Annotated in this window: 1 protein-coding gene; it reads right to left on the reverse strand. The window is 71.6% G+C overall.

The window, feature by feature from the left end:
* On the reverse strand, positions 1 to 5,060 hold a 5,060-nt coding region (locus tag AB0P17_RS43065; RefSeq protein WP_365820568.1), incomplete at both ends, for an amino acid adenylation domain-containing protein.

Consider the following 5,060-nt stretch of genomic DNA (forward strand, 5'->3'; position numbering starts at 1 on the left):
GCACCCCGCACCACATCCACCGACAACTCAGCCTCGGCCACCACCACCGTCCCACCATTCAGCAACGGCACCCACACCTCATACGTCGCCGCATCAAACGAATGCGGCGAATGGAACAACACCCGCTCATGCCCACCCGACGACCAACGGGAATCAGCGGCCAACGCCACCACATCCCCATGCGTCACCCCCACACCCTTCGGCACCCCCGACGACCCCGACGTAAACATCACATACGCCAAGGAATCGGACGACAGCCGACCGGACAGCGTCTCGCGCCCCCGCTCGGGCGTTTCCTGCCCCGCCGGCTCCACGGAGACCCGAACCGTCGCCACGCCACCGACCGTGTCCACACTCCGGTCGGTCAGCACCAGCAGAGCGCCGCTCCGCTCCACGACGTCACGCAGTCGCTCCTCCGGATATCCCGCATGCAACGGAACGTACGCACCGCCCGCCTTCAGCACCGCGAGCATCGCCACCACGACGTCGACCGACCGCTCCAGCAGCAGTCCCACGCGGGAGCCCCCTCGGACGCCGTGCGCCGCGAGTGTCCGCGCGAGCTCGTCCGCGCGGACGTCCAACTCGACGTACGTGAGCGAGACTTCGCCGCATTCGACCGCGACCTCGTCCGGCCCGGCGGTGACCTGTCCTGCGAACGCCTCCGGAATGGACACGCGCGGGGCTTCTCCCGGCCCGCGGCTCCACTCGCCGAGCACCTGTGCCCGCTCGGCCGCACTCAGCAGGTCCACGTCCCCGACCGGCGCCTCGGCGTGCTCGATCAGCCGCGTGACCGCGGTCGAGAGCTGGGCCGACAGGCGTTCAGCCGTCGCGAGGTCGAAGAGTGCCGGATCGTAGGCGAGTGTCATGTCCAGCCCGTCACCGACGGCCGCGGCGATCAGCGTCAGGGCATAGTTGGTCGACTCGATGGCCTCTGCCCCGCGGATGCCGATGCCGTGCCGCTCCGCCGCCGCCTCGTCCACGGGGTAGTTCTCGAAGACCACCAGGCTGTCGAAGAGCGAGGCACCCGCCGGCACGTCCGTGTCGATGTCCGACAGCGCCACATACTCGTACCGGCGCGACTCGGCCTGTGCGTCCTGGACCTGTCGCAGCCAGTCCGCGACCGACTGCCCGGGGACGGCCGTGACACGGACGGGGAGGGTGTTGATGAAGAGGCCGAGGATGTCCTCGGCGCCCGGCAGATCCGCCGGGCGGCCGGAGACCGTCGTACCGAACACCACGTCCGACGATCCCGCGTACTGCGCGAGCACCAGCGCCCACGCCCCCTGGACCAGGGCGTTGGCCGTGATCCGGTGGCGGCGTACGAAGCCGTTCACCCGGGCGGACACCGGCTGCTCCAGGGTCACCGGGACCCGGGCGCTCGACTGCCCGCGCCGGGCCTGCTCGGGCACCCGGTCGTACGGCAGCGGCACCGGCTCCTCGAAGCCGGCCAGCACTCCACGCCAGTAGGCACCGCCCGCCGCCCGGTCCTGCTCCGTGAGCCACCGGACGTAATCGCCGAACGCACCCCGTGAGACGGGAGGTTCGGCCGCCGTTCCGTCGAGGAGCGCGTACTCGGCCAGCACGTCCGAGAGGAACGCGGAGGTGCTCCAGCCGTCGAGGAGAAGGTGGTGGAAGGTCCACACCACGCGGACCGTGCCGTCCGAGGTACGGGCCAGGGCGACCCGCATCAGCGGCGCGGAGGTCAGTTCGATACCGCGGGCCCGGTCCGCCCGGAGGAAGTCCCCCAGCAGGGGCCCCTGTTCGGCGTCATCGGCGCCCGTCCAGTCCAGGTGGAGCATGGGCACGGTGACCCGGCGATGCACCACCTGGACCGGCTCACCGACCGCCTCCCACTCCAGTGACACACGCAGGGCGTCCGAGCGGTCCACGGTCCGCTGCCAGGCGCTCGCCAGCCGGTCGGAGTCCGTGATCCCGTCCAGGGTGAAGGCGAACTGCTCCACGTACGCGGGGGAATCGGGCTCCGCCAAGGCGTGGAAGAGCATGCCCGACTGGAGGGGCGTCAGCGGATAGACGTCCTCGATGTCCTGAGCGGCGCGGCCGTTGCCCCGTACGATCCGGTCCACCTCGGACTGCGTCAGCCGCGCCAAGGGGAAGTCCGACGGCGAGCAGCCGCCCGCTTCCGGCTCGGCGCAGTGGGTCACGAAGGCGCTGAGCTGGGCGGCGAAGTCGTCCACCAGGGCCTGGACCGTCTCCTCGCGGTGCAGGCCGGCCGAGTAGTGCCACGAGAAGACGAGCCGGCCGTCGAGGAGTCCTGCCGTGATGTCGAGGAGGTGGGGACGGTTCTCCCGAGTGCTGTGCTCGCCCCCGGGGTTGAGGGTGGTCGAGCGGTACCAGTCGTCCGCGCCGCCGCCCGCCGCCATGTCGAGTCGGCCGAGGTAGTTGAAGCTGATCAGGGGATGAGGGTGCTCGGCGAAGACATCGCCCAGATAGCGCAGCGCTCCGTACCCCACACCGCGGTCGGGAACGGCGCGCAGCTGCTCCTTCACCGAGGTGACGGCCGCTCCCCAGTCGCCCCCGTCGGGCAGGGCGAGGGCGACCGGGTAGATGGAGGTGAACCAGCCGGCCGTACGGGTCAGATCGATGTCGTCGAAGATCTCCTCGCGGCCGTGGCCCTCCAGATTGACTGCTGTCCGGTGCTGCCCCGTCCACGTACGCAGGGTGCGCGCCAGGGCCGTCAGGAGTACGTCGTTGATCTGGGTGCGGTAGACGGCGGGGACCCGCTGGAGGAGGTCCTCCGTCACCTCCTGTGTGAGTCCGCCGGAGACGACCGCCTGCGCCGCGACGGTGTTGTCGCCGTCCGGACGGTCGACCGGTACGGCCGTCTCCGCGCCCTCCAGAACGGAGTTCCAGTACGGGATCTGGGCGTCGAAGCCACCGGTCGCCGTGTGCGCGGCGAGCCGCGCCGCCCACTGCTGCACGGAGGAGGTCTTCGGCCGCGGAACCGCAGGGGCGCAGGCCGCGGCGCGGGCGTAGCCGGACCTGAGGTCTTCGAGGAGGATGCGCCAGGTCACGCCGTCCACAAGAAGGTGATGGGCGACGATGAGCATCCGTACGGTCCGGTCCGCCTCGTCGGCGCCTTGCGTGCCCACGAGGACACGGAACAGCGGGCCGCTGTCCTCCAAGCTGAAACCGGCCTGCGCCGCGTCCTTCAAGCCCTGCCAGGTCGCTGTCTGCGAGCAGGCGGCTCGGGCTTCGGATTCGGCTTCGGCTTCGGCTTCGGCGAGGTCGTGAACCGTCAGGATGCCGTCGAGGTCGGCCACAGGGACCATCCGTCCCGCGCGCTGCCCGTCCGGCCCCTCGGTGAACGTCATCCGCAGGACGTCGTGCTGAACGAGCAGCCCGCGCACCGCCTCGCGGAGAGCCGACAGGTCGGTGTCCGCCGGGAGTTCGACCTCCATGGACATGTTGAAGTGGGCGGGGTCGACGGTGTGCGTGGCGAAGAACCACTCACGGACAGGTGTCGGGCCCACCTCGCCCGACACCACACCCTGGTCCGCCGACACCGCGGTGACGGACCCGGTCGTCCCGGCCCCCGCGGCGAGCGCGGAGACGGTCTGGCGGGCGAAGACGTCACGGGAGGAGAGTTCGAAGCCGGCCTGCCGGGCCCGGGAGACGACCTGGATGCTCAGGATCGAGTCGCCGCCGAGGGAGAAGAAGTTGTCGTCGACCCCGACGCGTTCCACTCCGAGGATCTCGGCCCAGATCTCCGTGAGGGCACGCTCGGCCTCGGTCCGCGGGGCGACGTACGCGTCCACGGGCTCGTCGGAAGGGACGGGAAGCGCTCTGCGGTCGACCTTGCCGCTGGCGTTCACCGGCAGCGCGTCCAGCACCACGAAGACCGAAGGCACCATGTACACCGGCAGTTCACGCGCCGCGAAGTCCCGCAGCCCGTCCGCATCGACGCCGCCCATGCCGATGCCGTCCGCGTCGCCGCCGTCCGCGGCACCCGCGGCGGGCACGACGTAGGCGACGATCCGCTTCGCCCCCGGACGGTCCTCACGCACCATCACCGAGACCTGGCCCACCGCGTCGTGCCGCCCGACCACCGCCTCGATCTCACCCAGCTCGATGCGCAGACCGCGCACCTTCACCTGATCGTCGCCACGGCCCACGTACTCCAGCTGGCCGTCCTCCCGCCAGCGCACCACATCGCCCGTCCGGTACAGCCGGCCTCCCGAACCGAACGGGTCGGCCACGAATCGCCCGGCGGTCAACCCACCACGCCCGTGATAGCCCCGTGCCAGCCCCACGCCCGCCACGTACAGCTCGCCGGGCACGCCCACCGGCACCCGCCGCAGCCAGCCGTCCAGCACCGCGACCCGCGCGCCGCCCACCGGGACACCGATCGGCGGGACCGCGCCCGGCACCGCACCACCGGGGAGTTCCCCGCTGATCGACGCCGCGATGGTCACCTCCGTCGGGCCGTACGCGTTGAACATCCGGCGCCCCGGCGACCACCGCTCGACCAGCCCCGCGCCCAACGCCTCGCCGCCCGACACCAGCGCCTTGAGCGCCGGCAGCTCGCCCGCCGGAACGCTTCCCAGCACGGTCGGCGGCACCAGGGCGTGCGTCACTTCCTCGCCCGCGAGTACGTCGAACAACTCGCGCCCCGCCAGGGCCCGGCCGCCCTCCGGAACGACCAGTGTCCCGCCGCCGCCCAGCGCCATCAGCAGCTCCATCACGGAGGCGTCGAAGCCCGCCGACGCCAGCTGCAGCACCCGCGACGAGCCGTCCAGCCCGAAACGCTCCACGACGGCGGCGACAAAGCCCGCCACGCCCGCGTGCGACACCACCACACCCTTGGGCACACCTGTCGACCCGGACGTGTAGATCACGTACGCGGCGGACAGCAGGGACACCACCGGGACGGCACCCGCACCGGGCCCCGTCCCCACACCGGACCCGGGGGCCGCATCGGACGCCGCGGCGAGGGCCGGCAGCCCTGCCAGCCATTCCTCCGTCACCACCAGCGTCACCCCGCTGTCCGCCCGCACGAACTCCGCCCGCTCCACCGGCCACTCCGGATCCAGCGGCACATA

Source organism: Streptomyces sp. NPDC088124, from assembly GCF_040685895.1.
Lineage (GTDB): Bacteria > Actinomycetota > Actinomycetes > Streptomycetales > Streptomycetaceae > Streptomyces.